This is a genomic window from Nocardia miyunensis NBRC 108239 (genome assembly GCF_001613065.1).
Lineage (GTDB): Bacteria > Actinomycetota > Actinomycetes > Mycobacteriales > Mycobacteriaceae > Nocardia > Nocardia miyunensis.
Window position 1 is genome coordinate 1 of the sequence record NZ_BDBQ01000106.1, and the last position, 26,997, is coordinate 26,997.

General features: G+C 67.0%; 25 protein-coding genes and 1 pseudogene. 17 read left to right on the forward strand and 9 right to left on the reverse strand.

Annotated features, from left to right (window positions below; translation table 11 throughout):
- Nucleotides 1-22: 22 nt before the first annotated feature.
- Nucleotides 23-775 carry an SDR family NAD(P)-dependent oxidoreductase gene (locus tag NM2_RS39715; protein ID WP_067680881.1) on the forward strand — a complete coding sequence of 251 codons (753 nt, stop codon included), beginning with the start codon at nucleotides 23-25 and terminating at the stop codon, nucleotides 773-775.
- Between the two features lie 102 nt (nucleotides 776-877).
- Here the strand turns inward: NM2_RS39715 and NM2_RS39720 are convergent, their stop codons facing one another.
- Entirely contained in the window at nucleotides 878-2,020 is a 1,143-nt protein-coding gene (locus tag NM2_RS39720) for an acyl-CoA dehydrogenase family protein (RefSeq protein WP_067680763.1), read from the reverse strand.
- Nucleotides 2,021-2,152: 132 nt separating this feature from the next.
- Between NM2_RS39720 and NM2_RS39725 the strand changes: the two genes are divergently transcribed.
- On the forward strand, nucleotides 2,153-2,728 hold the full coding sequence (locus tag NM2_RS39725) for a TetR/AcrR family transcriptional regulator (RefSeq protein ID WP_067680766.1): 576 nt from the start codon (nucleotides 2,153-2,155) through the stop codon (nucleotides 2,726-2,728).
- Between the two features lie 130 nt (nucleotides 2,729-2,858).
- Nucleotides 2,859-3,722 (forward strand): COG4705 family protein, encoded by an 864-nt coding sequence (locus NM2_RS39730; RefSeq protein ID WP_084532034.1) that lies wholly within the window; start codon nucleotides 2,859-2,861, stop codon nucleotides 3,720-3,722.
- Nucleotides 3,723-3,800: 78 nt separating this feature from the next.
- On the opposite strand, the gene NM2_RS39735 is transcribed toward NM2_RS39730, so the two are convergent.
- Complete coding sequence (locus NM2_RS39735) at nucleotides 3,801-4,433, reverse strand: GntR family transcriptional regulator (protein WP_067680769.1); 633 nt, start codon at nucleotides 4,431-4,433, stop codon at nucleotides 3,801-3,803.
- A gap of 198 nt (nucleotides 4,434-4,631) precedes the next feature.
- Here NM2_RS39735 and NM2_RS39740 point away from each other — a divergent pair, with 198 nt between their 5' ends.
- From NM2_RS39740 to NM2_RS39760, 5 genes are read left to right on the forward strand one after another with little or no spacing between them, the layout of a single operon-like run.
- Complete coding sequence (locus NM2_RS39740) at nucleotides 4,632-5,468, forward strand: ABC transporter permease (protein WP_245718449.1); 837 nt, start codon at nucleotides 4,632-4,634, stop codon at nucleotides 5,466-5,468.
- On the forward strand, nucleotides 5,465-6,196 hold the full coding sequence (locus NM2_RS39745; protein ID WP_067680771.1) for an ABC transporter ATP-binding protein: 732 nt from the start codon (nucleotides 5,465-5,467) through the stop codon (nucleotides 6,194-6,196). The genes NM2_RS39740 and NM2_RS39745 overlap by 4 nt, the downstream gene beginning before the upstream one ends.
- 22 nt (nucleotides 6,197-6,218) lie before the next feature.
- The gene (locus tag NM2_RS39750) at nucleotides 6,219-7,283 is read left to right on the forward strand and encodes an ABC transporter substrate-binding protein (RefSeq protein ID WP_245718450.1); all 1,065 of its coding nucleotides are present in this window, start codon (nucleotides 6,219-6,221) and stop codon (nucleotides 7,281-7,283) included.
- Nucleotides 7,284-7,298: 15 nt separating this feature from the next.
- A complete protein-coding gene (locus NM2_RS39755; protein WP_067680775.1) occupies nucleotides 7,299-8,663 on the forward strand; it encodes an LLM class flavin-dependent oxidoreductase in 1,365 nt (454 codons plus the stop codon).
- Nucleotides 8,660-9,091 carry an OsmC family protein gene (locus NM2_RS39760; RefSeq protein WP_067680889.1) on the forward strand — a complete coding sequence of 144 codons (432 nt, stop codon included), beginning with the start codon at nucleotides 8,660-8,662 and terminating at the stop codon, nucleotides 9,089-9,091. Before NM2_RS39755 ends, NM2_RS39760 begins: the two co-directional genes overlap by 4 nt.
- A gap of 51 nt (nucleotides 9,092-9,142) precedes the next feature.
- Here the strand turns inward: NM2_RS39760 and car are convergent, their stop codons facing one another.
- From car to NM2_RS39775, 3 genes are all read right to left on the reverse strand, one after another.
- Nucleotides 9,143-12,661, reverse strand: a complete 3,519-nt coding sequence (car, locus tag NM2_RS39765) for a carboxylic acid reductase (RefSeq protein ID WP_067680780.1) — start codon at nucleotides 12,659-12,661, stop codon at nucleotides 9,143-9,145.
- 244 nt (nucleotides 12,662-12,905) lie between these two features.
- Nucleotides 12,906-13,487: a TetR/AcrR family transcriptional regulator gene (locus NM2_RS39770; RefSeq protein WP_067680782.1), complete on the reverse strand. Its 582-nt coding sequence runs from the start codon at nucleotides 13,485-13,487 to the stop codon at nucleotides 12,906-12,908.
- A gap of 145 nt (nucleotides 13,488-13,632) precedes the next feature.
- The gene (locus tag NM2_RS39775; RefSeq protein WP_067680789.1) at nucleotides 13,633-14,244 is read right to left on the reverse strand and encodes an SACE_7040 family transcriptional regulator; all 612 of its coding nucleotides are present in this window, start codon (nucleotides 14,242-14,244) and stop codon (nucleotides 13,633-13,635) included.
- Nucleotides 14,245-14,377: 133 nt separating this feature from the next.
- Here NM2_RS39775 and NM2_RS39780 point away from each other — a divergent pair, with 133 nt between their 5' ends.
- The 5 genes from NM2_RS39780 (at nucleotide 14,378) to NM2_RS39800 (ending at nucleotide 20,899) form a co-directional block, all read left to right on the forward strand.
- Nucleotides 14,378-15,973, forward strand: coding sequence for a carboxyl transferase domain-containing protein (locus NM2_RS39780; protein WP_067680792.1), 1,596 nt, complete (start codon nucleotides 14,378-14,380; stop codon nucleotides 15,971-15,973).
- Between the two features lie 185 nt (nucleotides 15,974-16,158).
- Entirely contained in the window at nucleotides 16,159-18,180 is a 2,022-nt protein-coding gene (locus tag NM2_RS39785; protein ID WP_067680892.1) for an acetyl-CoA carboxylase biotin carboxylase subunit, read from the forward strand.
- Nucleotides 18,177-19,340, forward strand: coding sequence for an acyl-CoA dehydrogenase family protein (locus tag NM2_RS39790; RefSeq protein WP_067680794.1), 1,164 nt, complete (start codon nucleotides 18,177-18,179; stop codon nucleotides 19,338-19,340). The genes NM2_RS39785 and NM2_RS39790 overlap by 4 nt, the downstream gene beginning before the upstream one ends.
- A 220-nt stretch (nucleotides 19,341-19,560) precedes the next feature.
- Nucleotides 19,561-20,061: a MaoC family dehydratase gene (locus NM2_RS39795; protein ID WP_067680796.1), complete on the forward strand. Its 501-nt coding sequence runs from the start codon at nucleotides 19,561-19,563 to the stop codon at nucleotides 20,059-20,061.
- Between the two features lie 16 nt (nucleotides 20,062-20,077).
- Nucleotides 20,078-20,899, forward strand: coding sequence for an HpcH/HpaI aldolase/citrate lyase family protein (locus tag NM2_RS39800; RefSeq protein WP_067680897.1), 822 nt, complete (start codon nucleotides 20,078-20,080; stop codon nucleotides 20,897-20,899).
- 7 nt (nucleotides 20,900-20,906) lie between these two features.
- On the opposite strand, the gene NM2_RS39805 is transcribed toward NM2_RS39800, so the two are convergent.
- Entirely contained in the window at nucleotides 20,907-21,680 is a 774-nt protein-coding gene (locus NM2_RS39805) for an IclR family transcriptional regulator (RefSeq protein ID WP_067680900.1), read from the reverse strand.
- Nucleotides 21,681-21,850: 170 nt separating this feature from the next.
- Between NM2_RS39805 and NM2_RS39810 the strand changes: the two genes are divergently transcribed.
- From NM2_RS39810 to NM2_RS39825, 4 genes and pseudogenes are all read left to right on the forward strand, one after another.
- Nucleotides 21,851-22,594 carry a CoA transferase subunit A gene (locus NM2_RS39810; protein WP_439956970.1) on the forward strand — a complete coding sequence of 248 codons (744 nt, stop codon included), beginning with the start codon at nucleotides 21,851-21,853 and terminating at the stop codon, nucleotides 22,592-22,594.
- Between the two features lie 130 nt (nucleotides 22,595-22,724).
- Nucleotides 22,725-23,378, forward strand: coding sequence for a CoA transferase subunit B (locus NM2_RS39815; protein WP_281182821.1), 654 nt, complete (start codon nucleotides 22,725-22,727; stop codon nucleotides 23,376-23,378).
- Nucleotides 23,371-24,565 (forward strand): annotated as a pseudogene (locus NM2_RS39820) (acetyl-CoA C-acetyltransferase). Before NM2_RS39815 ends, NM2_RS39820 begins: the two are co-directional and overlap by 8 nt.
- 289 nt (nucleotides 24,566-24,854) lie before the next feature.
- The gene (locus NM2_RS39825; RefSeq protein WP_067680802.1) at nucleotides 24,855-25,076 is read left to right on the forward strand and encodes a S1 domain-containing protein; all 222 of its coding nucleotides are present in this window, start codon (nucleotides 24,855-24,857) and stop codon (nucleotides 25,074-25,076) included.
- 39 nt (nucleotides 25,077-25,115) lie between these two features.
- Here the strand turns inward: NM2_RS39825 and NM2_RS39830 are convergent, their stop codons facing one another.
- From NM2_RS39830 to NM2_RS39840, 3 genes are read right to left on the reverse strand one after another with little or no spacing between them, the layout of a single operon-like run.
- Nucleotides 25,116-26,006 carry a helix-turn-helix domain-containing protein gene (locus NM2_RS39830; RefSeq protein ID WP_369690359.1) on the reverse strand — a complete coding sequence of 297 codons (891 nt, stop codon included), beginning with the start codon at nucleotides 26,004-26,006 and terminating at the stop codon, nucleotides 25,116-25,118.
- Complete coding sequence (locus NM2_RS39835; RefSeq protein ID WP_067680808.1) at nucleotides 25,958-26,491, reverse strand: DUF6879 family protein; 534 nt, start codon at nucleotides 26,489-26,491, stop codon at nucleotides 25,958-25,960. Before NM2_RS39835 ends, NM2_RS39830 begins: the two co-directional genes overlap by 49 nt.
- Nucleotides 26,472-26,798: a hypothetical protein gene (locus NM2_RS39840; RefSeq protein ID WP_067680810.1), complete on the reverse strand. Its 327-nt coding sequence runs from the start codon at nucleotides 26,796-26,798 to the stop codon at nucleotides 26,472-26,474. Before NM2_RS39840 ends, NM2_RS39835 begins: the two co-directional genes overlap by 20 nt.
- Nucleotides 26,799-26,997: the final 199 nt, after the last annotated feature.

Here is a 26,997-nt window from a genome sequence, read left to right on the forward strand (position 1 = left end):
GCCGGAGACTCGCACGGCCGTCGTGACGGGCGGGGCATCGGGAATCGGCGCGGCCACGGTGCGGGCATTGGCCGCCCTCGGGTATCGGGTCGTCGTGGCCGATATCGATGACGCCGCCGCCGCTGCGCTGGCGGACGAACTCGGCGACGCGGTCACCTCCGCGCGGATGGACGTGACCGACGAGGACTCGGTCGCGGAGGTGTTCGCCGCGGCGGCGGGCGCGCACGCGGTCGTGCACTGCGCGGGCGTCTCGGTACCCGGTCCGATCACCGAACTCGAGCTGTCCGGCTGGCGCACGACCATCGATGTCTGTCTGACCGGCACCTTCCTGGTGGTCAAACATGCCGGACGGCATCTCGCCGACCGCGGCAGCATCGTGTGTATCGCCTCGCTCAACGGCCGCCAACCCGGTACCGGCATGGCGGCCTACTGCGCCGCGAAGGCCGGTGTGCTGATGTTGATCGAGGTCGCCGCCCTCGAACTGGCCGAGCGTGGAATCCGCGTCAACGCCATCTCCCCGGGCCTGGTCGACACCCCACTGGTGGCCGGAATCGCGCTGGTCCCGGGCCTGCGCGAGGAATACCTGGAGAACACTCCGCTCGGCCGCAGCGGCCGTCCCGAGGAGATCGCGGATGCGGCGGTGTTCCTCACATCGGATCAGACCCGGTGGATGACCGGCGCGACGATCGATCTCAACGGCGGCGCACACCTGCGGCGCTACCCGGATGTCCTGGGACGTGTCCGGGCGCTGGCGGAGGACTCCTCCGACACGTGATCTGTTGTGCAGCAGCGGTATACGAGCGCCGTCCAGGTCGTACACAGCGGTGGGTTCCCGGGGCCGATCGTCGGCTACCGGGACGGATGTTCGCCGGATCGGTCAGGATTGGGCGAGGGTGCGGGCGATGACGAGGCGCTGGATCTGGTTGGTGCCCTCGAAGATCTGGGTGATCTTGGCTTCGCGCATGTAGCGTTCGACGCGGAAGTCGCGGGTGTAGCCGTAGCCGCCGAGCACTTGGACCGCGTCGGTGGTGACCTTCATGGCGGCGTCGGTGGCGACGAGTTTGGCGACGGATGCGTTGCGGGAGTACGGAAGTCCGGCGTCGCGGCGGCGGGCCGCGTCGAGGTAGGTGGCGCGGGCGGAGTCGACGGCGGCGGCCATGTCGGCGAGCAGGAAGCCCAGACCCTGGTGGTCGATGATCTTGCGGCCGAACGCCGTTCGCTCCTTGGCGTAGGCCACGGCCTCGTCGAGCGCGGCCTGGGCCAGGCCGACGGCTACCGCGGCGATGCCGAGACGCCCGGAATCCAGTGCACTGAAAGCGATCTGGAGGCCCTGGCCCTCGTCGCCGATGCGTCGCGCGGAGTCGATGATCGCGTCGTCGTAGTGGGCGGTGGTGGTGGGGATCGCGGACAGGCCCATCTTCTCCTCGGGCTTGCCGAAAATCAGTCCCGGGGTGTGCTTGTCGACCAGGAAGCACGAGATGCCGCGTGAGCCTTCGCCGGTGCGGGCGAACAGGGTGTAGAAGTCGGCGACGCCGCCGTGGGTGATCCACGCCTTGGTGCCGGAGATCCGATAGCCGTCCGGGGTGGGGGTGGCCCTGCAGGCCAGTGCCGCGGCATCGGAACCCGCCTGTGGTTCGGACAGGCTGTAGGCCCCGATCGTGCTGCCGCCCAGCATATTCGGGAGCCAGCGCTGTTTCTGGTCGTCGGTGCCGAACGCCATCAGGGGATGGCAGGAGAGGCTGTGCACGCTGACCGCCACCGCGACGGCCGCCCACCGGGCCGCGATCTCCTCGAGCACCTGCAGATACACCTCGTACGGCTGATCGCCGCCACCCCATTCGGACGGATACGGCAGGCTCAGCAGACCGGCCTCACCGAGCGTTGCGAAGACCCCGTCGGGATAGGTCTCGGCCTTCTCGTGCGCGTCGACGATCGGTGCGAGCACCTTGTCGGCGATATCGCGGGTCAGCTGGATCAGATCATGCGCCTCGGCGGTGGGCAGCAGACGATCGACGGCCACGGACAACTCCCTTGCCACTCGAACGAAATGGGTACGTGTATCAGTACCGAGTTACGAGCCACAGTACTGTCAGACCGCACAGTACTGCAAGCAGTACTTCAGTACTGCTCCGGATATGGCATCATCGCGAATATGACTCCGACCGAGTTCGCCACGCAGCGGCGCACAGAACTGTTCGACGCCCTGGTCGACCTGTTCCTGGCCGAGGGGTTCGCGCACCTGACCCTCGGGGATATCGCCGCGCGGCTGCGCTGCTCGAAGTCCACGCTCTACACCCTCGCCGGCAGTAAGGAACAGCTGGTCCGCGCCGCGACCGTACACTTCTTCCGTCGCGCCACCGAGGAGGTCGAGGCCCGGGTCCGGCCGATCACCGGCGCGCGCCAGCGGATCGTCGCGTACCTGTCCGCGGTGGGCGCGGAACTGTCCACGGCCTCGGATCGCTTCATGACCGATCTGGACGCCTTCCCGCCCGCCCGCGAGATCTACGAACGCAATACCCGCATCGCCGCCGACCGCGTGCGCGAGTTGATCGACGAGGGCGTCACCGCGGGCGAATTCCGCGGTGTCCACGCGGCATTCGCCGCGGACCTCACCGCCACCATGATGGTCCGGATCCAGCAGGGCGGCGTGCGAGACCGCACCGGACTCGATCACGCCGACGCGTACCGGGAACTCGCCACATTGCTGACCGCGGGAATCAGCGCTTGAATGTGACTGCGGCACAACGCTGGTCGAAGCCGGGATGCCGACGGGGCGAAATGTGGCGCCATAGACGGATCACCCGACGTTCACGTGCGTCTCAGCGTCTCCACAGCGGAGGCACGGCAGGGTGCGCGTCATGGATTACGCATCGGGTAGTTCCGGACACGGCGGTGCGGGGGAGCGGGAGGCCCCCGGCCGCGCCTCGTCGAGTGAATACAAGCTTCCGCAGATCACCGCGCTGTTCTGGGTGCTGAAGATCGCCGCGACCACATTGGGCGAGACCGGCGGCGACATGCTCTCGCAGACACTGCATCTGGGATACGTCGCCGCGTCGGTGGTGCTGTTCGCGATTTTCCTTGTGGCACTGCTGGTTCAGTTGCGGGTTCGGCGGTTTCACCCCGGGCTGTACTGGCTGGTGATCGCGGCGACCAGTACGGCGGGCACCACGATGGCCGATCTGCTGACCAGGGGACCCGGCTCGGGAACCGACACGGCGGGCGGGCTCGGCTACGCGGGCGGCGCGCTGGTGCTGATCGCCGGGCTCGCGCTGGTGTTCGCGGTGTGGAAGGCGACCGGCCTGAGCTACGACGTCACCAGGGTCACCACGTTCCGCGGCGAGCTGCTGTACTGGGCCGCGATCCTGCTGTCCAATACGCTGGGCACCACGACGGGGGATTACCTCGCCGACGAGACCGGCCTCGGTTTCTGGCGTGCCGCGCTGGTGATCGCGCTGGTGATGGCGGTGATCCTGGCTGCGCACTACTTCACCCGCATCTCCGGAGTGGTGCTGTTCTGGATCGCGTTCATCCTGACCCGCCCGCTCGGCGCCACCGCGGGCAACTACCTGTCCAAACCGCGGAGCGAAGGCGGACTCGCACTGGGCACCTACGCGGTGTCGGCGGTCCTGGCCGCAGTCCTGATCGGCGGTGTGGTCTACTCGTACGTCATCCTGCGTCGCGCCGGGCAACCGAGTGTCCGTGACCTGGTGAGTGCGGAGTGATTCCGGCCCGGTCGTAGGTCTGCGCAATCCCGTGCTGTCCCAACCGAGTCGTCCGTCGTCATCGCGGCGGGGATTCGGTCACGCCCCGCGTGCTGCCGCCGCGGCGATGCGGATGTCACGTGTGCGGACCTGATGGGCGATCATCGCGGTGCGGGCGGTTTCGGCGTCGCCGTCCAGGACCGCGTTCAGGATGTCGCGATGCTCCTTCTCGATCTGCGCCAGATTGTCCGGTGACTGGGAACGTTCGGTCTCGTAGACCCGCATCTGCGCATCGAGCCGATCCATGAGTTCCTCGATGGTCCGGTTGTGCGCCGCGGCGCGCAGCGCGTGGTGCCAGTCGCTGTGCAGGCGCAGGCTCGTCTCGGGATCGCTTGCGGCGACGGCGGTTTCGAACATACGCGTCAGGCGTGCCAGATCGATTTCCGAGCGGCGGGTCGCCGCGGAGAAGGCGACGGCCGATTCCAGCGCGATGCGCGCGTCGCAGATCTCGAGCAACTCCTCGCCGGTGCGTTCGCGGACCCGGTAGCCGCGCGGGGCCTGCACCACCAGTCCCTCGTATTCGAGGCGGTGCAGCGCCTCGCGCACCGGTGTCCTGGACACGCCGAGCTCCGCGCCGACCGTCGCCGGGATCAGCATCGTGCCCGGGGGATAGGTCTGCCCGGTGATGCGGTCGCGCAGTTGCTTGTACGGCGACGACGACTCGTTGCCCATCGGCCCCACTCCCTTTCGACTCCCTCTCCTGCTGCCTTCCAACGACTACCAGGGCGCGCCGCACCGTGCAAAGAGTTTGAATCCTGCTGTATACAAATGGCGGCATCTGTGTCCGATGGTGACAGTGTCTTGCTCGCACACGTTGTTCTGCGAGGAGAGCCATGTACGTTCCCACCCGGTCGCCGAGGTCTCGGCACCGTGTCTGACACCCTGATCACCCCGGTCGCGCCGCCGCGGCGCAGCACCGCGCCCGCCCGCCGCCGGATACCGTTCACCGCGCTGCTGCCCTGGACGGTCCCGGTGCTGCTGATCGTCGTCTGGCAGTGGACCGCCTCCACCGGGATCGTCTCGGCCGAGATTCTGCCGCCGCCGAGCAAGGTGCTCGATACCGCCGAAAACCTCTGGGGCACCGGCGAATTGCCGCGCTACCTGGGCGCCAGCGTTCGCCGGGTGGCGATCGGATTCGGCATCGGCGCCGCTGTGGGCCTGGTCCTGGGGTTCCTGGTGGGCCTGTCGCGAGTCGCCGAGGCGCTGATCGACCGCAGCGTGCAGATGCTGCGCGCGGTACCGCATCTGGCGGTGGTGCCGCTGCTGATCGCCGCGTTCGGCATCGGTGAGTTGCCCAAGGTCGTACTGGTGGCCCTCGGCGTCGTGTTCCCGGTCTACCTGAACACGGTCTCCGGAATCCGTTCGGTCGACCCGAAACTCGTGCAACTCGGCCGTTCCTACGGGCTCGGGTACCCGGGTCTGCTGCGCGAGATCGTCATCCCCGGAGCCATGCCGATGATTCTCACCGGCATCCGGTACGCCCTCGGCGTCGCCTGGCTGACCCTGGTCGTGGGCGAGACGATCGCCAGCAGCGACGGCATCGGCTATCTCGCCCAGAACGGCCGCGACCTGCTGCGCAACGACCGCATCGTGCTGGCGATCGTGCTCTACGCACTGGCCGGACTGATCGCCGATCAGCTGGTCCGGCTGATCGAGTGGCGCGTGCTGCGCTGGAATATCAACTACCGCAAGGGAAATCGCCGATGAGCCGGACGCGTGCCGGTGGCGGGCTGGAACTGTCCGGCGTCGGCCACCGCTATCGGGGTCAGCAGATCCTCGACGGGATCGACCTCACCATCGAACCCGGGGAGTTCGTGACGATCCTGGGACCCAGCGGAGTCGGGAAATCGACGCTGTTGCGGCTGCTGGCGGGCATCGAACAACCCACCGCGGGCCGGGTGCGCTCGACCGGCGGCGCGGAAGTGCTCTCGCGCATGATGTTTCAGGAGGATCGGCTGCTGCCCTGGCGTTCGGTGCTCGACAACGTCCAGCTGGGTGTGCGAGGCCGACGCGACCGCGCCGTGGAACTGCTGCGCGCGGTGGGTCTGGCCGGGCGCGAGCGGGACTGGCCGCGGGAACTGTCCGGTGGCCAGCGCCAGCGCGTCGCCCTGGCCAGGGCCCTGCTGCACCGGCCCGACGTGCTGCTGCTCGACGAGCCCTTCGGCGCGTTGGACGCGATCACCCGCGTCACCATGCAGCGGCTGCTCGAACGACTGCTGGCCGAACATCCGCGCACGGTAGTGCTGGTCACCCACGACGTCGAGGAGGGCCTGCTGCTGTCCGACCGCGTGCTGCTGCTGACCGGCGCCGGCATCGTCCGCGATATCCGCATCGACCAGGCCCGCCCCCGCTCACCGGGCGATATCGAACTGGCCGCCCGCAAAGCCGATCTCCTCGACGCGCTGCTCGCCGCCGACCAGGCACTGCAGCCCTGACTCCATGAACGGAAGGTTTCCCATGTCATCACCCCCGCGCACGCTGAACAGACGCGGCTTCGTCGCCGCCGGGGCCGGGCTGCTGGGCCTGTCCGCCCTCGCGGCCGCCGGATGCGGCACGACCACATCGGACAGCGGACCGCTGACCAAGGTGCGTTACGCGTTGATCGGCGACGGCCGCGCCGAACCGGGCACCGTGCTGCGCAACAAGCTCAGCGGTGTCGACCCGAGCGCCGAACTCGGCGTGCCGATCGAGTGGCCCACCGGATTCCCGGCCTCACTGCCGGTGATGGAGGCGATCAAGGCGCACAGCGTCGACTTCTCCTTCGCGACCGCCACCGCCGTCATCTACGCCATCGGCGGCGGGGTGCCGATCGTCCCGCTGGTCGCGTATCCGCTGCCGGCCAACGAGGTCGACATCCTGGTTCCGCAGGGCTCGCCGATCCGGTCGGCCGCGGATCTGAAGGGCCGCCGCGTCGCCGACCAGCGCGGCACCACCGGAACCTACAGCCTGATCAAATATCTGGACAGCGCCGGACTCACGATCTCCGACATCCAGTACGCGAATCTGACCGCGGCCGACGCCGAGGCCGCGTTCGCGCAGGGCAAGGTCGACGCCTGGATCACCTGGCAGCCCACCGCGGAATTGGCTCGCCGCAAACACAATGCGGCGACGCTGCCCGATGTGCGCACCTACGACTACGCCTTCTTCGTGGCGAGCGAGTCGTTCGCGAACAACCATCCGCAGCAGGCCGCGACACTGGTGCGGAACGTGCGCGACGCGCAACGCTGGATCGAGAGCGATCCGCAGCGTGCGGTCGGCGCATTCACGCGTCTGGGCGGATTCGGCAACAGCGCGCTGGAGGCGCAGGTGTATCAGGACCTGATCGTGAGCCGACGGCTGTCGTACTCCGGTGCGGGCTCTTTCGGCACGGTCGGCCACGACGCGATCGCGGGCACCCAGGATCTCGCCGACAACTTCCATCGCCTCGGCGTCTACCCGGACCGGGTCGATGTGACCAGCTGGCTGCAGAACTCGCGGTTCGACTCGATCAAGCGCGTCATCGACCAGGAACTCACGAAATAGATTGCGACCGTAACCATGTCGATTCCACAGATGCATCTCGCCGCCTTCGTCACCGCCGGGCCCGGCCGACCCGGTGGCTGGCGGCACCCGTCCTCGGTGCCGGGATGGCTGAATGCCGACTACTACCAGAACATCGCCCGCACCCTCGAGGCCGGACGTTTCGATCTGGCCTTCTTCGCCGACATCCTGTCGGTGCCGGACCGATTCGGCGGGAGTACCGACAGCCAACTCCGCAACGGGGCGCTGGGCTCGCTGCGCCTGGATCCCCTGCACGTGCTCTCGTCGATGAGCGCGGTCACGAACCGGCTGGGCTTGGCCGCCACGGTGTCGACCACCTATGCGCAGCCGTACACGGTGGCGCGTTCGTTCGCCACCCTGGATCATCTCAGCGGCGGGCGCGCGGCCTGGAACATCGTCACCTCCTTCCAAGAGGCGGAGGCGCGAAATTTCAACCGGGACAGCCAGTTTCCGCGCGAACTGCGTTACGAGCGGGCCGACGAATTCCTGGAGGTGGCCGGAAAGCTGTGGGACAGCTGGGACGAGGACGCCCTGGTTCTCGACGCGGCGGAACCGTTGTTCGCCGATCCGGGAAAGGTGCACGAGATCGACCACGACGGCGAATTCTTCACCGTGCGTGGCCCGCTCAACGTGCCGCGCCCGCCGCAGGGCTATCCCGTGCTGATCCAGGCGGGCGCCTCGGCGAAGGGAAAGGATTTCGCGGCCCGCTGGTCGGACGTCATCTTCTGCAGCCACGCCTCGCTGGAATCCGCGCGGGCCTTCTACACCGAGATCAAGGAACGCGCGGCAGCGCACGGACGTGATCCCGGACAGATCAAGATCCTGCCGTCCATCACGCCGATCATCGGCACCACCACCGAGAACGCCCGCCGGTTGCATGACGAAATCTACGACATGGTGCCGCCGCTGGGCGGATTGTCCACGCTCGCTTACCATCTCGACGTCGACCTGTCGACGTTCCCGCTGGACGAGCGGCTGCCGGAGGTGGAGGTGCCCGGTGTGGAGGGGCACTACCGCGAGGTTCGCGAGATCACCGAACGGGACGGGCTGACCCTGCGCGAACTCGGCAAACAGTACGGCGGCCGGGTCGAGGGCGGATTCGTCGGGACCGCCGCCGAGGTGGCCGACGGCCTCGAGGAATGGTTCACCGGCGGCGCGTGCGACGGTTTCACCGTGCAGGTGCCTTATCAGCCGGGCGGATTCGAGGAATTCACCCGTCAGGTGGTGCCGGAACTGCAGCGGCGCAAGCTGTTTCGCACCGAGTACGAGGGACGTACGTTGCGCGAGAATCTCGGCTTGGACCGTCCGGGAGCGGGGGAGTGGGAGCATCGCGCACCGGTGTCCCGGCGGGTGGCGTCATGAGCGAAGCACGATCGGACAACACCGTAACGGTCTCGGGCCACACCATTTCGGGCGTTCCCGGCCGGTTCGTCCTGGACGCCCGCACCAACCATCTCCTCACCGATTCCCGTTTCGGACCGGGCGAATCGATCCAGGCCGGAGAATTGTTTCTCGCTTCGCTGGTCTCCTGTGCGATGGCGAATATCGAATCCACCGCCACCGAAGCCGGATATCCGGTGACCGGCATCCAGGTCAGCGCAACCCACACGCGCGGGGTGGCGGATCCGACCCGCTACGACCACACGCGAATCACCGTGCGAATACAGGGAGTCGGCGCATCGGTTGCCGAGACGCTGGCCGCGAGATTCACCGAGACCTGCCCGATCTACAACACCGTCCGCCGCGGTACCGGCATCGAATTGGAGGTCGTCGCCGGGCAACTTCGATAACTGTTCGGCCCCCGGGGCGGGGCTGACGAGGTGTCCCCGCCCCGGAACGGTTCACAGCAGGTCGAGTTGGTGCAGGTCGTCGATGTACTTGACGATCAGACCGGGAGTGACCTGCGGGATTTCGTGCCGGCCGCCGACTCCGGTCTCGGCGACCGCACGCCGGAACTCGTCCGTCGGTGCGACTTCGCCGGACACCGGGGCCTGCGGCTTCTCGTAGGAGTGCAGCAGCGGCAGGAGCGAGTGCCGGCGCTGCTTCTCCGGCAGCGCCTTGATCGCCGTCTCGAAACGGGACAGCCAGTCGGCGTAGTCGTCCACCCGCTTGATGGCGTAGCCCGCGTCGATGAGCCAGTCGACGTAGGTGTCCAGCGAAATACCGTCGTCGTGCGGGTTGAACAGGTGGTAGGTGCGGTAGCCGTCCGGGTGCTGGACGCCCAGTGTGTCCACCGCCTCGGCGCTGAAATCGACCGGCAGCCCGTCGTAGTGCGCGCGGGGGCGGGTGCCGTCCTCCTGCAGGGTGTAGAAGGACTTCGGCGCCAGGCCGGTGGCCACCAGCGTGAGCATCAGCCGGGTGAACATGTCGGGCACGTTGAGCTGGCCGGTGTAGGTGCTGTGGGCCAGGATCATATCGGACCGGAACACCGTCACCGGCAGGCCGAACGCGTCGTGCGCCTCCCGGAGCAGGACCTCTCCGGCCCATTTGCTCATCGCGTATCCGTTGGCGTAGCCGTCGTGCACGCGCCGCACCGAACTCAGCTTCCGGATGTCCGTGGTCTCGTCGAACGTTCCCGGCGCCATCTGGTCGGCGACGCCGAGGGTCGAGACATTGGTGAACGACTTGAGCCGGGTGGTGATCGCCAGCCGGATCAGCTCGGCGGTGCCGAAGACGTTCGGTCCGAACATCTGGTCGTAGGGCAGCACGTGGTTGACCAGTGCGCCCGGATGCATGACCACGTCGACTTCCGCGGTGAGGCGGTTCCACGTGCCCTCGTCCAGTCCCAGCCGCGGCGCGCCGAGATCACCCGCGAGTACCTCGAGGTGCTTTTCGGCGAGTTTGCGGTAGTGGGCCAGAAGTTCGGCGTCACCGGTGTCGAAGGTGTCGTCGAGCCGTTTGCGCGCCGCCGCGTCATCGCTGCCGCGCACGATGCAGATCAGTTTGCCGCCGCGTTCGGAGAGCCGTTCGAGCCAGTCGATGCACATGAAACGGCCGAGGTATCCCGTTGCGCCGGTGAGGAATACGGTTCGGGGCTCGGTGTGCTGCGGGGCGGGCAACTGCTCTGCGGCCGCGAGGATGTCGCGGTCGATGAACTTGTCCAGGCGCAGATCGCTCGCCTTGATCTCGGTCGCGCCGACGCCGTGCACCGAGCTGAAGGTCGGCAGGTTGCCGGTCTGATCCAGTTGCGCGGCAATGTAATCCGCGATCGCGCGCAGGTCGTTCGCCGGGCTGATCGCGACGCTGACCGGAACCTCGACCTCGAAGATCTCCCCGAGCAGATTCGAGAACGACAGCGCCGAGAGCGAATCGCCGCCCAGATCGGTGAAATGCGCGTCGGGACGGGTCTCGGCGTCCGAGCAGCCGAGCATCGCCCGGGTCGCGCGCGCGACGGTCTCGAATATCGGCTGGTCCCTGCCGTTCGTCCGCAGCGCCTGCAGTTCCGCGGCCTCACTCTGTGCGAGTTCGGTGTAGAGCTGTTCGAGCCGGTCGCCGTAACGTTCGCGCAACCGGGGACGCAGCAGCTTGCGGATATCGGAGAGCAGGCCGTTGGCCATGCTGAACGGTTCGGTCTCGATCAGGAAGTCGCGCGGGATCTCGTAGGGTTCGAGCCCGGCTTCCTTCGCGGTCCGCTGCAGCGCCTCCGCCAGGATCGGCTCGAGCGCCTCCACGCTGCCGGCGTCTTCGAGCGCCTGCTCGGTCGGCACGATCACCGCCAGCAGGTACGGTCGTTCGCTGTTGCCGTACGGATAGATCTGCTGGATCGACGGATTGGTGTTGAACACCGACTCCACCTTGGACAGCGCTACGAACTCGCCCTGCGAGAGCTTCTGCACATTGTTGCGCCGGTCGACGTAGCGCAGCTCGTCCGGGCCGGTCTCGGCCATGATGTCCCCGGTCATGTAGTACCCGTCCGCGTCGAACATCGAGGCCGTCACGTCGGGGCGATTGTAGTAGCCGGGGAAGATGTTCTCGGTCTTGATCAGCAGTTCGCCGCGCGGGTACGGCCGGTCGGTGTTGAAATAGCCGAGTTCGGGGACGTCGGCGAGCTTGTAGTCGATCACCGGCGGGCGGATCACCTTGTCGTCCATCACCACGATGCCGGATTCGGTCGAGCCGTAACCCTCGACCAGCGGCACGGCGAGGCACGACTGGGCGAACGCCTTGAGTTCCGCGGAGATCGGCGCACTGCCCACGAGCCCGTGTAGCACCCGCCCGCCCAGCACCCGGTCGCGCAGATCCGCCTTCACGGCCGCGTCGAGCTGCTCACTGTCATCGAATTCGCCACTGCGCGTGTGCAATTCGCTCTGGTACATCTGGAAGAGCATGTCGAAGATGCGCGGCACCGCGGCCAGTTCGGTCGGGCGCGCGAGTGCGATGTCCTCGAAGAGGGTCGACAGGTCCGCGCGTGCGGTGAAGTAGTTGATCCCGCCGCGGCTGAACGCGCCCATGATCGATGCCCGGCCCATCAGATGGCTCATCGGCATGTAGTTGACCGTGATCGAGGGGAATTCCCGCGTGCCCATCGCCTCGCCGGTCCAGTGTCCACGGACGAGATGTTCCTGGTACATCGCGCCCTTGGGGGCTCCGGTGCTGCCGGAGGTGTAGATCAGCAGGGTGAGCGGGCTCTCGCCGGGCTCGGGGTCGAACAGCGGCACGGTCGGCAGATCCGTTGCGGCGGTGGCGATCTCGTTCACGGTGTCGATGGACTGGCCGGTGGCGGTCAGTCGCTCGGTGGCAGCCGCCAGCGCTTCGCGGTCGTCGTCCACTTCGGGATCGACGTCGAAGACCAGGACCCGCGGCTTCGCGGGCGAGGCCAGGGCCAGTTCGAGCGCCTTGTCGAGGTAGGCCAGGCTCGTCGCGAGCACCTTCGGCGCGGTCTCGTCGACGATCGCCTGCAACTGGGGCACCACGGAGCTGGGCTGCAGCGGCACCGCGACCGCGCCGAGGTAGGTGGTGGCCAGATCCAGCGTCAGGTATTCGGCGCTGGTGAAACCGATGGTGGCGATGAACTCGCCGGGGCGGATGCCCTGTGCGGACCAGCCGGTCGCGACCGCGCGCGCCCGATCCCATACTTCGCCGTAGGTTCTGGTCGTGAATTCCGGCAGCAAACGTGTTGTGGCCCTGCCGGTTTCGGGGTCACGGACCAGTTCGGTCCGGCGCTGCGCGACCGCGGGCCGATCTGAGTAGCCGGTCATGATCCGTTCGATGGTCCGGGCCAGGCCGAGGCCGGGTTCGCGCGCGGCCGCGGTGACCGCATCCAGCGGTAATGCCTCTCGGAACTCACGGTCGGACGCTCTGAGTTCGGCCTCGAGCCGAGCTGCCCTGTCCTGGGGGTCTTGCTGATCCTTCTTACTCACGCCATCACCAGCTTCCGTAACGAGCTGCGGATATCGGTCCAATACGGCCCTGGGAGGGAGGGAACCGTCCTGCCCCTGCTCGGACTCACCGGACCCCAGAACCTATTGCTTGACTGTACTGTCAAGTAATGTAATTAGCACGGCGAACGACTGTGAGACTCCGCTCACTACGATGCGCGTTGATCGGGCGTGCGAGTGGGAACTCTGGTTGCCCCGACGTCGCCGGGACGCCGGGCCCGCGCGGCTACGGCGCGGTGCCCTCGCCGGTCGGCCGGCCGATCAGCGGCCAGAGGAATTCGACACTGTCCCTGTCGATTTCGAGGGAAGTGCCACCCGTCTCGAAGTGATCGACCAGTTGCATCCCGTACAGCATCTTCGCGGCGTGCGCGCAGTCCAGGTCGGCCCGGACCTCTCCGCGTGCCCGCATCGTCTCGAGCAGATCGGTGATCTCCCGGACCGGGGGGTCGAGCAGGTACTCCCGCAGCAATTCGCCCAATTCGGGCAGGCGGTGACTCTCGGCCAGGATTGTGGCGTGCAGCAGGCCCCGTTCGGGCTCGTCGCGTTGGTGCAGTAGCTCGAGCACGCGGACCAGCCGTTCCTTCGCGGGCAGGTCGTGCCAGGCGCGCGGCATCTCCGGAACCTTGCGTTCCAGTGTGCGGCGCACGGCGTCCACGACCAGTGCCTGTTTGGTCTCCCAGCGCAGATACACCGTCGGCCGGGTGGTGCCCGCGTCCGCGGCGATCCTGGCCAGCGTCATGCCGCGGTAGCCGTCCTCGACGAGCCGGTGGATAGTGGCCTTGACAACCGCGTCCTCGATCCCGGGCATACGGGGGCGTCCCGCTGTCGGGGCCCGGTCGGTCGGTGCGGCCACGATCACCTCTGGGTCTGTTCTCGACGAGCCGCCTCATCGTAAAGGGCGGATGTCCGATTCGGGTACGGATACGTGTTACCGGTGGCGGGGAGGGGCGGGTTCATACGCCGGGGGCGAGCGAGGCGACGGTCATCCGCCGCAGCACGTCGCGGGTGAGCGTCGGCGACGTGCGGCCCATGCTGTGCCGCGTGGAATTGATCAGTCCGAAGGTGGCGTGCGCCTTGGTGCGCGCCTCGGTCTCGGACAGATCCGGATCGGTTTCGCGCAGCACCTGCACCCACAGTTCGACGTAGCGGCGCTGGTACCGGCGCACCTGGCGGCGGGCCGCGTCGGGGAGCGATCCCAGGTCGCGGTCCTGGATGCGGATCAGATCGGACTCGCCGAGGGCGAAGTCGAGATGGAATTCGATCAGGCCCGCCAGAGCCGTGCCGGGGTCGGCGGCCGAGACGACGACGTCGGTGCCGCCCTCGAACAGGCGCGCGCTGATCCCGACGAGCAATTCGACCAGCACCGCCTCCTTGTTGGGGAAGTGCCGGTAGACCGCGGGGCCGCTGATGCCGACGGCCGAGCCGAGATCCTCGAGCCGGACCCCGGCGTATCCGCGTTCGGCGATCAGGCGCGCGGCCGCCTCCAGCAGCTGCCGCCGCCGGTCGGCCTTGGCCTGGCTGCGCCGGGTGGGCCTCGGCTCGTCGATCGGCGCACGGTCGGGCATCACGAGCGAATCTCCTCTCCGCGCAGGTGGTGTGGACAACTCAGTTAATCACAGTTATCTTGAATTTCGGTGATCGAGGATTAACCGAATCGACTCGACGGCCACGGACGGCCGGAATACGACGGGCGGCGAGATGGGTTTGGACCGGGACGGCAACAGGGCCGAACACGAGCGGCTGGTGGCGGAACTGCGCGAATATCTGCGAGTGGCCGCACTCGGCGGCGGTGAGAAGGCGCGCCAACGTCATCTGGACCGCGGCAAGCTGCTGCCGCGGGACCGGGTGAACTCGCTGCTCGACCCCGGAAGCCCGTTCCTCGAGCTCTCGCCCCTGGCGGCCAACGGCCTGTACGACGACCAGTGCCCGGGTGCGGGGATGATCTCCGGCATCGGGCGCGTGTCGGGACGGGAATGCGTGATCGTCGCGAACGACGCGACGGTCAAGGGCGGCACCTACTACCCGATCACCGTGAAGAAGCATCTGCGCGCGCAGGAAGTGGCGTTGCAGAACAACCTGCCGTGCATCTACCTGGTGGACTCGGGCGGAGCGTTCCTGCCGCGCCAGGACGAGGTGTTCCCGGACCGGGAGCATTTCGGCCGGATCTTCTACAACCAGGCCACGATGAGCGCCAAGGGCATCGCCCAGATCGCCTCGGTGATGGGCTCGTGCACCGCGGGCGGCGCGTACGTCCCGGCGATGAGCGACGAGGCGGTGATCGTGCGCAATCAGGGCACGATCTTCCTAGGCGGCCCGCCTCTGGTGAAGGCGGCCACCGGCGAGGTGGTCACGGCGGAGGAACTCGGCGGCGGCGATCTGCATTCGAAGGTCTCCGGCGTGACCGATCACCTGGCCGCCGACGATCGGGACGCGCTGCGGATCGTGCGGAACATCGTGGCCACGCTGGGACCGCGCGCGGCGCGGCCGTGGGAGGTGGCCCCCGCGCTGGATCCGGTCGCGGACCCGGCCGAGTTGTACGACGTGGTGCCCACCGATTCGCGCACACCGTACGATGTGCACGAGGTGATCGACCGGGTGGTCGATCGCGGTGACGCGGACGGCGGTTCGAGCTTCCAGGAGTTCAAGGCCGAGTACGGCAAGACGCTGGTCACCGGTTTCGCTCGCATTCACGGGCATCCGGTCGGCATCGTCGCGAACAACGGCGTGCTGTTCGGTGAGTCGGCCATGAAGGGCGCGCACTTCATCGAGCTGTGCGACAAGCGCAGCGTTCCGCTGTTGTTCCTGCAGAACATCACCGGATTCATGGTCGGGCGCGAGTACGAGGCGGGCGGGATCGCCAAGCACGGCGCGAAGATGGTCACCGCGGTCGCGTGCGCGCGGGTGCCGAAGCTGACGGTGGTCATCGGCGGTTCGTACGGCGCGGGCAACTACTCGATGTGCGGGCGGGCCTACTCGCCGCGTTTCCTGTGGATGTGGCCCAACGCCCGGATCTCGGTGATGGGCGGCGAGCAGGCGGCCTCGGTCCTGGCGACGGTGCGCAGCGAGCAGCTCGACTCCTCGGGCAAACCGTGGTCGGCGCAGGACGAGGAGGCGTTCAAGGCCCCGATCCGAGAGCAGTACGAGGCCCAGGGCAACCCGTACTACTCGACGGCGCGACTGTGGGACGACGGGATCATCGACCCCGCCGACACCAGAACGGTTCTCGGACTGGCACTTTCGGTGTGCGCGAACGCCCCGATCGAGCCGGTCTCCTACGGCGTCTTCCGGATGTGACCGTGAATCGGATGACTATTACGGCGAGGTTCGCCTGTTCCCTACCGTCCCGGTGGCCAGAGTGGGCGGATGTGACGAGATGACGGTGAGCAGATGGCGACAACAACCGCGGATGACGAGACTCGGCCGTTCCGCGACGTGCCCGTGGCCGATCGGACCGAGGTGACGACATGACGGTGAGCGGGATGACAACGGCTGATGGCGAAACCCGCATCTTCCACACAGTGCTGGTGGCCAATCGGGGTGAGATCGCGGTGCGGGTCATCCGGACCCTGCGGGCGATGGGCATTCGCTCGGTCGCGGTGTACAGCGAAGCGGACGCGGATGCGCGGCACGTGCGCGAGGCGGACGTCGCGGTGCTGCTAGGTCCCGCCGCGGCGCGGGAGAGCTACCTCGATATCGGCAAGGTGGTGGACGCCGCGCGCCGGACGGGTGCGCAGGCGGTGCATCCGGGTTACGGGTTCCTTTCCGAGAACGCGAGTTTCGCCGCGGCGCTGGAGGCGGCGGGGATCGTGTTCCTCGGCCCGTCCGCGCGCGCGATCGAGGTGATGGGGGACAAGATCACCGCGAAGAACGCCGTCGCGGCGTTCGACGTGCCGGTGGTGCCCGGCATCGCGAAACCGGGACTGACCGACGCCGACCTGATCGCGGCCGCCACCGATATCGGATATCCGGTGCTGGTCAAGCCGTCCGCGGGCGGCGGCGGCAAGGGGATGCGGATGGTCGAAGATCCGGCCGAGCTCCCGGCCGCGCTGGTCAGCGCGCGGCGGGAGGCGGCGTCCGCGTTCGGCGACGACACGTTGTTCCTGGAGCGATTCGTGTTGCGGCCCAGGCATATCGAGGTGCAGATCCTCGCCGATACCCACGGCAACGTGATCCATCTGGGCGAGCGCGAGTGCAGCCTGCAGCGGCGGCATCAGAAGGTGATCGAGGAAGCGCCCTCACCGCTGCTGGACGAGGCGACGCGAGCCAGGATCGGCGCGGCGGCCTGCGATACCGCGCGCAGTGTCGACTACGCGGGCGCGGGGACGGTGGAGTTCATCGTGTCCGCGGATCGTCCTGACGAGTTCTTCTTCATGGAGATGAACACCCGTCTCCAGGTCGAGCACCCGGTCACCGAGCTGGTCACCGGCCTGGATCTGGTGGAATGGCAGGTGCGTGTCGCGGCCGGTGAGAAGCTGACCATCGCCCAGGACCGGATCACGATGACCGGGCACGCGATCGAGGCGCGCGTCTACGCGGAGGATCCGGCGCGCGGCTTCCTGCCCACCGGTGGGACGGTCGTGGATCTCGTCGAGCCGACGGGTGCGGGGGTTCGCGTCGATTCCGGTCTGCGCGTGGGGACGGTCGTCGGAAGCGACTACGACCCGATGCTGGCGAAGGTGATCGCGCACGGCTCGGACCGCGCGGCGGCGCTGCGCGGGCTGGATCGGGCGCTGGCCGAGACGGCGGTGCTCGGGGTCGTCACCAATATCGAGTTCGCGCGTTTCCTGCTCGCGGATCCCGACGTCGTGGCCGGTCAGCTCGATACCGGGCTGCTGGACCGGCGGGTGGCGGATTTCGTCGCGGCCGAGCCCTCGGACGAGCAGATCATCGCCGCCGGGGTGTTCCGCTGGCTGAGCCTGTGGCCCGCCGACGCCGCCGACCCCTGGGAGGTGCCGACCGGGTGGCGGGTGGGCGGTGCGCAGCCGACCACGTTCCGGCTCGCGACGTCCGGTCGCGTCGTGCATGTCGGCGTCACCGGCAGTCCCGGCGCGGCGGTCGTCACGCTCGATGACGGCGAGCCCCGATCCCTGACGGCGTCGCTGGCCGGGCCCGAGCTGCGGGTGACGATCGGTGGCCTGGGCGAGGTGTACCGCGTCGCCGTGCAGGGTGAAAACCTCTGGCTGGCAACGTCTTCGGGGGTCGTGACGATCCGCGAGGTCGCGGAGGAGAATGTCCGTACGGGCGACGCGCACGCCGGGGAGGCGGAGCTGACCAGCCCGATGCCCGGCTCGGTCATCGCGGTGGGCGTCGAGTCCGGAACCGTCGTCAGCGCGGGCACGACCGTCGTGGTCGTCGAGGCGATGAAGATGGAACACGCGCTGACCGCACCCGTCGACGGCACCGTCGAGATCCATGTCTCCACCGGCGACCAGGTCAAGGTGGACCAGTTGCTGGCCCGGGTGATTCCCAACGAACAGAGCGAGAAGGACGACGAGAAATGACCGACTATCTATCCACCGGGGCGCTGCCGGACGAGTACGCCCAGCTGGCGAAGACGGTCCGCGACTTCACCCGGTCGGTGGTCGCGCCGGTCGCCGCCGAGCACGACCGCAACCACACCTTCCCCTACGAGGTGATCGCGGGCATGGCCGAACTCGGCCTGTTCGGCCTGCCGTTCCCGGAGGAGTACGGCGGGCAGGGCGGGGACTACTTCGCGCTGTGCCTCGCGCTCGAGGAACTCGCCAAGGCAGACCAGTCCGTCGCGATCACCCTCGAGGCGGGCGTATCGCTCGGCGCGATGCCGGTGTACCGCTTCGGCACCGAGGCACAGAAGCAGGAGTGGCTGCCGCAGCTGACGAGCGGAAAGTCCTTGGCCGCCTTCGGTTTGACCGAGCCCGGCGCGGGCAGCGATGCCGGTGGCACGCGCACCACCGCCACCGAGGACGGCGCGGACTGGGTGATCAACGGCAGCAAGCAGTTCATCACCAACTCGGGTACCGATATCACCAAGCTGGTCACCGTGACCGCGGTGACGGGCGTGAAAGACGGTGGCAAAAAGGAGATCTCGACGATCCTGGTGCCCGCCTCCACGCCCGGATTCACCGCCGAACCGGCCTACGACAAGGTCGGCTGGCACGCCTCGGACACCCACCCGCTCAGCTTCGACGACGTCCGGGTGCCGCGCGAGAATCTGCTCGGTGAGCGCGGGCGCGGCTACGCGAACTTCCTGCGGATCCTGGACGAGGGCCGCATCGCGATCGCGGCGTTGTCCGTGGGCGCGGCACAGGGATGCGTCGACGAATCCGTGCGGTACGCCAAGGAGCGCGAGGCGTTCGGCCGCCCGATCGGCGCGAATCAGGCGATCGCGTTCAAGATCGCGCGGATGGAGGCCCGCGCGCACACCGCCCGCACCGCCTACTACGACGCGGCGGCATTGATGTTGTCGGGCAAGCCGTTCAAGAAGCAGGCGTCGATCGCGAAGCTGGCGGCGAGCGAGGCGGCGATGGACAACGCCCGGGACGCGACGCAGATCTTCGGCGGCTACGGCTTCATGAACGAATACGCGGTGGCGCGGCACTACCGGGACTCGAAGATCCTGGAGATCGGCGAGGGCACCACCGAGGTGCAGCTGATGCTGATCGCGCGGGAGGCGGGACTGTGAGTGGAGTGGACCACGGCACTGTGCGGCTCGCGCGCGGCGGGCCCGAGTGTCGGCGAGGTGGAGTCGTGTGTGGAGGGCAGCGGACCATCGGCACTGCGCGGCCTGCGTGTGGCGGAGTCGAACGTTGGCGAGGTGGAGTCGTGAGTGGAGCGCAGCGGAGCGGACTATCGGCACTGTGCGGCTCGCGCGCGGCGGACCCGAGCGTCAGTGAGGTGGAATCGTGAGTGAGCAATCGGCGGGGCAGCCGCGTCGAATCGTGCAGCGCGGGTTGTGGTTCGAGGAGTTCGAGACCGGCGTGGTGTACGAGCATCGCCCGGGACGCACTGTCACCGAGGCGGACAACGTCCTGTTCACCACGTTGACGATGAACACCCAGGCGCTGCACCTGGACGCCGCGTTCGCCGACGACCTGCCGCCGTTCAACGCGCGCCTGGTGAATTCGATGTTCACCCTCTCCACGCTCGTCGGCCTCTCGGTGGCGCAGCTGACGCAGGGCACCATCGTCGGCAATCTCGGATTCTCGGAGATCGCGTTCCCCAAGCCGCTGTTCCACGGCGACACCATGTACGCGGAGACCGAGATCATCGACAAGCGTGAGTCGAAGAGCCGTCCGGGGGAGGGCATCGTCACCTTCGCCCATACGGCTCGCAATCAGCACGGTGACGTCGTCGCGACCGCGGTCCGCAAGACGATGGTGCGCAAACGGCCGGAAGGGCAGTGAGATGGTTTCGACGGATGTGTCCTGGACCCCGGCGGGTCCGGCGTGGTTGTTCTGCCCGGCCGATCGGCCCGAGCGGTTCGCGAAGGCGGCGGCCGCCGCCGACGTGGTGATCCTGGATCTCGAGGACGGTGTCGCGGCGGCGGACCGGGCGGCGGCGCGGCGGGCGGTGGTGGACACCCCGCTCGATCCGGAGCGGACCGTGGTGCGCGTCAACGCGCACGGCACCGAGGATCAGCGCCTGGATCTGGAGGCCTTGCGCGAGACGCGGTACACACGCGTGATGCTGCCCAAATGCGAGTCGGCGGAACAGGTTTCCTCACTAGCGCCGCTGGAGGTGATCGCGCTGGTCGAGTCGCCGCTCGGTGTGGTGACGGTCGCGGAATCCGCGCGGGCGGCCAATACGTTGGCCGTGATGTGGGGTGCGGAGGATCTGGTCGCCGGTCTCGGCGGCACGGCGAGTCGCCGTGCGGATGGAACGTACCGGGATGTCGCCGTTCATCTGCGTTCGACGTGTCTGGTGGCCGCGAAGGCGTACGGCAAGCTGGCGCTCGATGGCGTATTCCTCGATATCAAGAATCTCGACGGGCTGCGTGCCGAAGCCGACGACGCGGTCGCCGTCGGATTCGATGTGAAGGTCTCGATCCACCCGAGTCAGGTGGCGGTGGTCCGCGCGGCGTACGCACCTACCGACGAGGAATTCGACTGGGCCCGAAGGGTTCTCGCTGCCGCTGGAAACGAGCGCGGTGTCTTCAGTTTCGAGGGGAAGATGGTCGACGCTCCGGTGTTCCGGCACGCGGAGCAGATCGTGCGCCGGGCGGGTGACCGGCACACCGTGTGAGGGCTGGTCACAGGGATTTGAGCCGAACCGAGAGTCGATGGGCATGCTCGAGTAGCAGCGTACCCAGCTCGGTTCGTCTCGGTTCCCGGAAACGGGTCTCGACTCCGGTGAGGCTCAGGGCCCACGCGGGCCGGTCGTTCCGGTCGAAGACCGCGGCCCCCATACCCCAGCTGCCCTCGACGATCAGTCCGGGATTCACCGCGTAACCGTCCGCGAGCGTTGTCCGGATCCGCTGGCGCACTTGCTCTTCCGAATGAACCTCACCCCACTCCGGCGCGAGGTCCGTGTCCCGGAGATAGTCGTCGATCTCCCGGGCCGGGAGATGACTGAGAATGGCCAGGCCCGCCGAGGCCACGCCCAGTGGGAAGCGTTTACCTTCGTGCAGGACGTGTGACCGCAGCGGAAAGCTGCCCTCGCGGCACAGGATGCAGACGGTCTCGTCGCCTCGATGGGCGGACAGGAAGGCGCTCTCGCCGGTGAGCCGGGAGAGCTGATCGACGATGTCGCGGGCCTGGTCGGTGATGTCGTATCGGTTCGTGGCCACCGCGCCGAGCAGATACAGCTCGGGTCCGAGCGACCAGCGTCCGGTCTTCGCATCCCGATCGGCGAGGCCCTGTTCGGCCAGGGAGACCAGCAGTCGGTGCGCCGTGGGACGCGCCAGGCCGGTCGTATTCGCCAGTTCGGTGGTGGACGCGCCGTCGGCGCGGTACGCGCTGATGGCGCGCAGCAGGCGCGCCGCGCGCTCGACCACGTGCGAACTCTCCTGCGTCGATCGGGGCATACCGCCAGCATAGGCGGATGTGTTCATTCAATGAACGCGTGGGTGCCCATCCGGCCGGATATCGAGCACTTCGCTCGAAGTACTTTCCAGGTCGATGCAGCACAATGTTCACTACCGGGGTAGAAGTGCGACGTCCATTCAGTGGACGAAAGGTGCGGTACCCAGTGGCGGTGAAGATATACGATTCGGCGGCCGAGGCCGTCGCGGACATCCCCGACGAGGCCTCGCTCGCCGTCGGCGGATTCGGCCTGTGCGGCATTCCGAACGAATTGATCGGCGCGCTGTCCGATCGCGGGGTGTCCGGGCTAGAGGTGTTCTCCAACAACTGCGGCGTCGACGACTGGGGTTTGGGAATCCTGTTGTCGGCCGGGCGGATTCGTCGCGTCACCGCGTCGTATGTCGGGGAGAACAAGGAGTTCGCGAGGCAGTACCTCGCGGGCGAGTTGGAGGTGGAGCTCACCCCGCAGGGCACCCTCGCCGAGCGGCTGCGCGCCGGTGGCGCCGGGATTCCGGCGTTCTTCACCCCGGCCGGTGTCGGCACGCCGGTGTCCGAGGGCGGGCTACCGTGGCGCTACCACTCCGACGGCTCGGTGGCGATCGCCTCGCCGCCCAAGGAGACCCGCGAGTTCCGCGGCCGCAGCTATGTGCTGGAGGAGTCGATCGTCGCCGACTTCGCGCTCGTGCACGCCGAAATCGGTGACACCCTGGGCAATCTCGTCTTCGACAAGACCGCGCTGAACTTCAATCCGCTCGCCGCGATGGCCGGGCGGACGACGATCGTGCAGGTCGAGCGGCTCGTCCAGCCCGGTGAGCTCGATCCGTCGCAGGTCCATCTGCCGGGCGTGTTCGTCCAGCGGCTGGTGCATACGGGCGTGCAGGAGAAGCGAATCGAGAAGAGGACGGTCTCGGCGTGAGCGGTCGGCGAAGCGTGAGCACGAAGCGCCCGGCTCATGCCGAGAACCGGCACAGCATGAGCGGTCAGGTGAGCCGACGGCAGCGGAGCGTGACTACGCAGCGCCTCGCTCGCGACGGAAAGGACGCAGCGTGAGTTGGAATCGTGAGCAGATGGCCGCCCGTGCCGCTGCCGAAATGGTCGATGGTGAGTACGTGAATCTGGGGATCGGATTGCCGACCCTTATTCCGAACCACCTTCCCGACGGCGTGAACGTGGTGCTGCACTCGGAGAACGGCATCCTGGGCACCGGTCCGTACCCGACCGAGGACGCGGTCGATCCGAATCTCATCAACGCGGGCAAGGAAACCGTGACGGTGAACCCGGGTGCGGCGTTCTTCGATTCGGCGTTGTCGTTCGGCATGATTCGCGGCGGGCATATCGACACCGCTGTCCTGGGCGGGATGCAGGTCTCGCACGAGGGCGACCTGGCCAACTGGCTGGTGCCGGGCAAGATGGTCAAGGGCATGGGCGGCGCGATGGACCTGGTGCACGGCGCCCGGCGCGTCATCGTTCTCATGGAACACACCGATCGCGACGGCGGCCCCAAGATCGTCGAACGGTGTTCGCTGCCGCTGACCGGTAAAGCCGTGGTGCATCGCATCATCACCGATCTCGGTGTCATCGACGTCCGGGACGGCACGTTGCTGCTGCGCGAGCTCGCACCCGATGTGACCGTCGAACAGATCACTGCCGCAACCGGTTACGAATTGATCGTCGCCCTGGAGGAGCAAGCGCATGTCTGAGGCAGGTACTTCCGTCATCGTCGCCGGTGCCCGTACTCCGGTCGGGCGGCTGCTCGGCGGGCTCGCCGGATTCTCCGGGTCCGAGCTGGGCGGATTCGCGATCAAAGCCGCGCTGGAGAAGGGCGGCGTCGCGCCCGAACAGGTCGACTACGTGATCATGGGGCAGGTGCTGACCGCGGGTGCGGGCCAGATTCCGGCGCGTCAGGCGGCAGTGGCCGCGGGGATCCCGATGGACGTTCCGGCGCTGACGCTCAACAAGGTGTGTCTGTCGGGAATCAACGCAATTGCCTTGGCGGATCAGCTGATTCGCGCGGGGGAGTACGAGATCGTGGTGGCCGGTGGGCAGGAGTCGATGAGCCGCGCGCCGCATCTGCTGACCAAGAGCCGCGAAGGTTTCAAATACGGCGACGCGACCCTGGACGATCACATGATCGCCGACGGCTTGCAGGACATCTTCACCGGTCAGGCGATGGGTACGTTGACCGACACCCGTAACACCGTGGACGGCATCAGCCGCGAGGATCAGGACGCCTTCGCCGCCGCCTCGCATCGCAATGCCGCGGCGGCCTGGAAGAACGGCGTGTTCACCGACGAGGTGATCCCGGTGTCGGTCCCGCAGCGCAAGGGCGATCCGATCGTGATCAGCGAGGACGAAGGCATCCGGGCCGACACGACCGTCGAGTCCCTGGCCGAACTGCGTCCCGCCTTCGCCCCCGACGGCACCATCACCGCGGGTTCCGCCTCGCAGATCTCCGACGGCGCGGCCGCGGTGGTCGTAATGAGCAAGGCCAAGGCCCAGGAGCTGGGCCTGAGCTGGATCGCGGAGATCGGCGCGGCAGGCGTGGTGGCCGGGCCGGATTCCACCCTCCAAGAGCAGCCCGCCAACGCAATCGCCAAAAGCCTGTGCGAGGGAAGGTATCTCACCGACCGACCTGGACCTGGTGGAAATCAACGAGGCATTCGCGGTCGTCGGCATCGCCTCGGCCCGCAAACTCGGCATCGCCCCCGAGAAGGTCAACGTCAATGGCGGCGCAATCGCCATCGGCCACCCCCTGGGCATGTCCGGCGCCCGCATCGTCCTGCACCTTGCACTGGAACTGAAACGTCGAGGCGGCGGCATCGGCGCGGCAGCCCTCTGCGGTGGGGGCGGCCAGGGCGACGCGCTCATCATCCGATCGGCCGGCTGACCTCAGCTCGAGCGAGCCTGTCCGGGCTCGTCATCGAGGTGGCCGATTGGACTGCCGCAGAAGAGTTTCCGTGCTCGCGTGCTGCCACGGATTGCTGCGCGTTGCTGGGCGTGCGACTTCCTCGGGGTCGCTGCTTGCGTGACGGCGCATTCAGGAAGTGTTGCGGTGGCGCTTCCTGAGTGGGCACGCAGCGGCGTGAACCATCTAAAGATCCAGCGGCGTGGACGATTCGATACGACTATGAGGTTGACCTGGAGCATTCGATGCAGGTGAGAGGGGAACGCAGAGCATGGCAGAGATCGCCACGGTGTACCGCTGGAACCTGAGCAAAGGGACCGGCGTCCTCACCCGAGCGGACGGAACTCCGGCGTGGTTCCACCTGTCCACCATGTCGCCCGAGGACTACATGGCCTTGCGCGTGGGTGACCTGGTGGATGTCGAGATCGAAGATGTACCGCAGGGGGAGTTCACATGCCGGGCGATATCGGTGCGCAAACACATCGACGGGTGATTCTGACCGCCCGCCGTACGTCCGGTTCGGCGGACTGGCCTACTCGGCTGCCTTGGTGCGGACTGCGAGCGCCTTACGGATCAATGTTCGGGCAGCCTCACCGGTCACGGACTGCCCGGCGAGCGTATCGAATGCCCGGCCGTATTGGGCTATCTCTCGCGGTTGGATGATAGTCAGCTCAGCTGTAGCACCCTCAATCTTCACCACGCGGTTATCGAACATGACGAAGTTCTCTACCGCTGCCTTTGCCTCAGCCATTAGTGGAACAATTCCTAGCGTGACTCGAGGCATACCGATAATCGAATGAAGCCGGTCCAGTTGACCGGTCATAACATCATCACCACCTACTGTGGTGTACAACGCCTGTTCAGCTATCAAGAAGTAGAACCGATGAGTTCCTTTGTACAGGATTCGTTGACGATCCATACGGGCGGAGACACCTTTGTCGACATCATCCGGCACCCTGTAGAACTCTATACTGTATCGGAGGATCGCTGCTGCATAATCGGCGGTCTGCAACAGTCCTGGAATTACCTGCGGCTGCCAATTTCGGATTATTTCAGTTTCTGCTTCGAGCTTCAGCGATTGTATCTGCCGGTTCTTCGTCCCAGTAGCCAGTAATCGGCGCCACTCCATGTACGCCGCGTTGAGGTTTTTAAGACTGGCGAGCAGGTCAGGTAATTGTTCCTCTGCGCCGGTATGAGCGCAGTATGCCCTGATATCAGTCTCCGATGGCCTGATCTTTCCGTATTCGATTTTCGAACACTTGGACTCGTGCCAGCCCTCGCGGCGGGCAAGTTCCCGGGCAGTGACCCCGGATGCTTGGCGCATCTCCCGAAGTCTCTGCCCGAGTGCCTCCCGTTGCTCTTGAACCGAATTGGTCACCGTTGACCAGAATTGTAATCGGCGTACGGCGTAGCCATTGACCACATACGGTCTATGGCGTGCCGGTAATACGCCACGACACCGGGATCTGCGGTGACTGCTGCTCCGGCCGGGCTACCGTGGCTGTCAACGAGGTTGAACGCCACTGTGTTGCCGTCAAACACCCATGCGTCATCAGTCGGCACTTCGTCGGCGCTGGCGAAATGCCTTGGCAAGTACCGGATGTCCTCGCCGATATCGATGTTGTCGCCGGTCTCGGTCAGCAGCCACCGGTGATAGTCGCTGAGTGGTTCGGAGACGACTCGGATACGAGATACGGTTATGCCTCGTCCAGTGGCGTCCTTCACCACGTCGGCCCATGCCTGCCAATAGCTGTCCGGCTCAGCCTCCCGAGGTTCGCCGGCCAGGAACCGCCGGAACGGTTCCGATTCGGCAGGTACGGCGTAACTGTCGCGAACTTCGACGTGGATGGCCGAACGCTGAGCGCGGCCGAACAGTTCGGGCCAAGGGCTACTTGGCTTCAGCTCCATAGAAGGCTCTCCGGTTCTTCGGAATCTCGATAGCGGACTCATCGTCCGCCAAGGTCAGCTGTGCCAACACGTCCGGCTCCGAGATCGGTCGGCCGGTCACCAAAAATGTGCCCCGTCCGGTATCGGTCAGTGTTGCGCCGAGGTAGGTATCCGGCTCCGCGAAGCCGGTCAGCAAGTGCGGGATCTCAACGGTGTCGGCGCGGCCGGTCCGCCACCCTTGGGCCACGTACGTTCCTTGATCCGTGGCCAGCAAGCTCGGACAGTCGCCCGACTTGGAGCCGCCTTTTCCGAGCAGATGCAATCTCATCGGGCTACCTCTCGTCTACTGATGTGCACGGGCTTGCACCTCTGAGTTCCATGTTCCCTCGAGATAGTGCGCTACGAAAGCGAAAGCTTCATTCTGTGCAAGCTCGAGCAAGTTTCTGGACCAGTCTGTTACCCGCTTCGTAGCGTCGTACGTGGCCCCCGTGGCGTGTGACGCCACCGACTGCGGGGTGCCTACCAAA

Bases quoted from the DNA above. Each gene is read 5' to 3' on its own strand.
- NM2_RS39725 (WP_067680766.1), top strand. From the start codon at position 2,153: ATGACTCCGACCGAGTTCGCCACGCAGCGGCGCACAGAACTGTTCGAC.
- NM2_RS39730 (WP_084532034.1), top strand. From the start codon at position 2,859: ATGGATTACGCATCGGGTAGTTCCGGACACGGCGGTGCGGGGGAGCGG.
- NM2_RS39735 (WP_067680769.1), bottom strand. From the start codon at position 4,433: ATGGGCAACGAGTCGTCGTCGCCGTACAAGCAACTGCGCGACCGCATC.
- NM2_RS39745 (WP_067680771.1), top strand. From the start codon at position 5,465: ATGAGCCGGACGCGTGCCGGTGGCGGGCTGGAACTGTCCGGCGTCGGC.
- NM2_RS39750 (WP_245718450.1), top strand. From the start codon at position 6,219: ATGTCATCACCCCCGCGCACGCTGAACAGACGCGGCTTCGTCGCCGCC.
- NM2_RS39755 (WP_067680775.1), top strand. From the start codon at position 7,299: ATGTCGATTCCACAGATGCATCTCGCCGCCTTCGTCACCGCCGGGCCC.
- NM2_RS39760 (WP_067680889.1), top strand. From the start codon at position 8,660: ATGAGCGAAGCACGATCGGACAACACCGTAACGGTCTCGGGCCACACC.
- NM2_RS39770 (WP_067680782.1), bottom strand. From the start codon at position 13,487: ATGCCCGGGATCGAGGACGCGGTTGTCAAGGCCACTATCCACCGGCTC.
- NM2_RS39775 (WP_067680789.1), bottom strand. From the start codon at position 14,244: ATGCCCGACCGTGCGCCGATCGACGAGCCGAGGCCCACCCGGCGCAGC.
- NM2_RS39780 (WP_067680792.1), top strand. From the start codon at position 14,378: ATGGGTTTGGACCGGGACGGCAACAGGGCCGAACACGAGCGGCTGGTG.
- NM2_RS39785 (WP_067680892.1), top strand. From the start codon at position 16,159: ATGACAACGGCTGATGGCGAAACCCGCATCTTCCACACAGTGCTGGTG.
- NM2_RS39790 (WP_067680794.1), top strand. From the start codon at position 18,177: ATGACCGACTATCTATCCACCGGGGCGCTGCCGGACGAGTACGCCCAG.
- NM2_RS39805 (WP_067680900.1), bottom strand. From the start codon at position 21,680: ATGCCCCGATCGACGCAGGAGAGTTCGCACGTGGTCGAGCGCGCGGCG.
- NM2_RS39825 (WP_067680802.1), top strand. From the start codon at position 24,855: ATGGCAGAGATCGCCACGGTGTACCGCTGGAACCTGAGCAAAGGGACC.
- NM2_RS39835 (WP_067680808.1), bottom strand. From the start codon at position 26,491: ATGGAGCTGAAGCCAAGTAGCCCTTGGCCCGAACTGTTCGGCCGCGCT.
- NM2_RS39840 (WP_067680810.1), bottom strand. From the start codon at position 26,798: ATGAGATTGCATCTGCTCGGAAAAGGCGGCTCCAAGTCGGGCGACTGT.